General features: G+C 73.3%; 1 protein-coding gene and 1 pseudogene. One reads left to right on the top strand and one right to left on the bottom strand.

All coding sequences use genetic code 11. The features are described from left to right. Positions 1-1,858 (bottom strand): annotated as a pseudogene (pepN, locus tag JNW89_RS35190) (aminopeptidase N); the annotation flags it as partial. 66 nt (positions 1,859-1,924) lie between these two features. Between pepN and JNW89_RS35185 the strand changes: the two are divergent. After that, positions 1,925-2,143 carry a DUF397 domain-containing protein gene (locus JNW89_RS35185; protein ID WP_067312494.1) on the top strand — a complete coding sequence of 73 codons (219 nt, stop codon included), beginning with the start codon at positions 1,925-1,927 and terminating at the stop codon, positions 2,141-2,143. The last annotated feature ends 134 nt before the right edge of the window (positions 2,144-2,277 follow it).

Raw genomic sequence — 2,277 nt, 5'->3', positions numbered from 1 at the left:
ACCCGCAGCAGCGCGGCCTCGCCGGGCCAGCGGGTCGAGGTAGCGGTCGATCAGGCCACGGCGTCAGCGTGAGCACGTCCTCGGCGATGATCACCTCGGTCTCGGCGGGCAGCGCCGCCGCGATCAGCGCGACCACGGCGGCGACCGGGCGCTCGCCGTCTCGGGCGGCGTCCAGCGCCTCACCCCAGAGCAGCGCCCGGGCGAGCGGGTCGGCCAGGCCCGGCAGCACCATCGGCACCGCGTGGGCGGAGGCGGCGTCGAGCCGGATCTTGGCGAAGGTCAGGTCGCCGTCGTTGGGCAGCAGCAGGCCGGTGGCGCGCTCGCCGATCAGCGCGGTCAGCTCGGTGCGGCCCTTGTCGGTGTCCGGGTCGAGGTCCACGTCGAGGCGGCGCACCGTGCCGTCCGGGGCGTACCGGCCCACGCCGACCCGATGCGGGCGCAGCACGGGGTGGGCGTCCGGGGCGGTCTGCACCAGGGCGGCGTCGACCCAGCGGCCGTCGGCGTCCACCGATGTCTCCATCCGCAGCGTGTTGACCTGGGGGCGGCGCAGCCAGCGCTCCGCCCAGTCGGTGAGGTCCCGGCCGCTGGCCGAGCTGAGGCTGGCCAGCAGGTCGGCCAGGGTGGCGTTGCCGAACCGGTGGGCGGCGAAGTGGGCGTTCAGGCCGGCCAGGAAGGCCTCGTCGCCCAGCCAGGCGACCAGCTGCCGCAGCACGCTGGCGCCCTTGGCGTACGAGATGCCGTCGAAGTTGAGCAGGCCCTGGGCGGCGTCGCGGACCTCCTCCGGGGCCACCGGGTGGGTGGAGGGGCGCTGGTCGGCGGTGTATCCCCAGGCCTTGCGGCGCATCGCGAAGGTCGTCCAGGCCCGGTCGAAGCGGGTCGCCTCGGCGGTCACCCGGGTGCCCAGGTACTCCGCGAACGACTCGTTCAGCCACAGGTCGTCCCACCACCGCATGGTGACCAGGTCGCCGAACCACATGTGCGCCATCTCGTGGGCGATGGTGGTGGCCCGCAGCTCCCGCTGGGTGTCGGTGACCGCCGACCGGAAGACGTAGTCGTCCCGGAGAGTGACCAGGCCCGGGTTCTCCATCGCGCCGGCGTTGAACTCCGGCACGAACGCCTGGTCGTACTTGGCGAACGGGTAGCGCTCGGCGAAGAGCTGGTGGAAGCGGTCGAAGCACTGCCGGGTGACGGTCAGGATCTCGTCGATGTCGGCGTCCAGGTGCTCGGCCAGGGAACGCCGGCAGTAGACACCGAGCGGGATGCCGTCGTGCTCGGCGCGGCGCACGTGCCAGGGGCCGGCGATCAGCGAGACGAAGTACGTGGCCAGCGGCGCGGTCGGGGCGAACTCCCAGCGCCCCGGCCGGGGGTTGGCGGCGAGCTGCCCGTTGGCGGCGACCGTCCACTCCGGCGGCGCGGTGACCGACAGCGTCACCGGTGCCTTCAGGTCGGGCTGGTCGAAGGCGGCGAAGAGCCGCTGCACGTCGTCCAGGAAGGACATCGCGTAGAGGTAGGTCTCGCCGTCGGCCGGGTCGACGAAGCGGTGCATCCCCTCGCCGGTGTTCGAGTACGCCATCTCGGCGGTGACCGTCAGCGTGTTCTCCCCGGCGAGCCCGGTCAACGGCAGCCGGTTGTCGGCCAGCGAGTCCGGGTCGAGGTCCCGGTCGTTGAGGCGCGCCCCGAGCAGTCGGGCGGGTTTGACCTCGACGAAGGTGTCGGCACCGGGGGTGGCCCGGAACCGGATGGTGGCGGTGGAGCGGAACCGCTCGGCGCCGCCGGTCAGGTCGAGGTCCACCTCGTAGGACTCGACGGTGATCAGCGCGCGACGCGCGGTCGCCTCTACACGGGTCAGGCTCGGCATCCGCTTATCCTGCCCGACGGGGAACCGGACGGGCTCCCCATGACGCGTGGTGATGGAGGACGAACAATGGGTCAGCACCCCAAGGGCGATTTCGACCTGTCCCGGGCGGTCTGGCAGCGAGCCGAGGGCGACACCTCCGACAGCGCGGTCGAGGTGGCCTTCGTCGACGACCTGATCGGCATGCGCAACTCCGCCGAGCCGGACGGGCCGGTGCTGGTCTTCACCCAGGCCGAGTGGGACGCCTTCGTCGCGGGCGCGCAGGACGGCGAGTTCGACCTGGACTGAGGCGCCGCGCGCCGCGGGCCGGGCGCGCTTGGCTCGACGTCGGGTCGGCGGCCCGGCGGTGTCGCCCCTTATCGGGACACCGCCGGTCGCCGGCCCGCCGCGCTTCACCCGTCGCCCTCGCCCCAGCCGAGCCC

Source organism: Micromonospora sp. 4G55 (genome assembly GCF_016803375.1).
Note: the sequence above shows the minus strand (reverse complement) of the source record. Positions and strands in the feature narration are given on the sequence as shown.

What these genes read in the sequence shown, in the direction of transcription:
- JNW89_RS35185 (WP_067312494.1), top strand. Translation starts at nt 1,925, where the DNA reads ATGGGTCAGCACCCCAAGGGCGATTTCGACCTGTCCCGGGCGGTCTGG.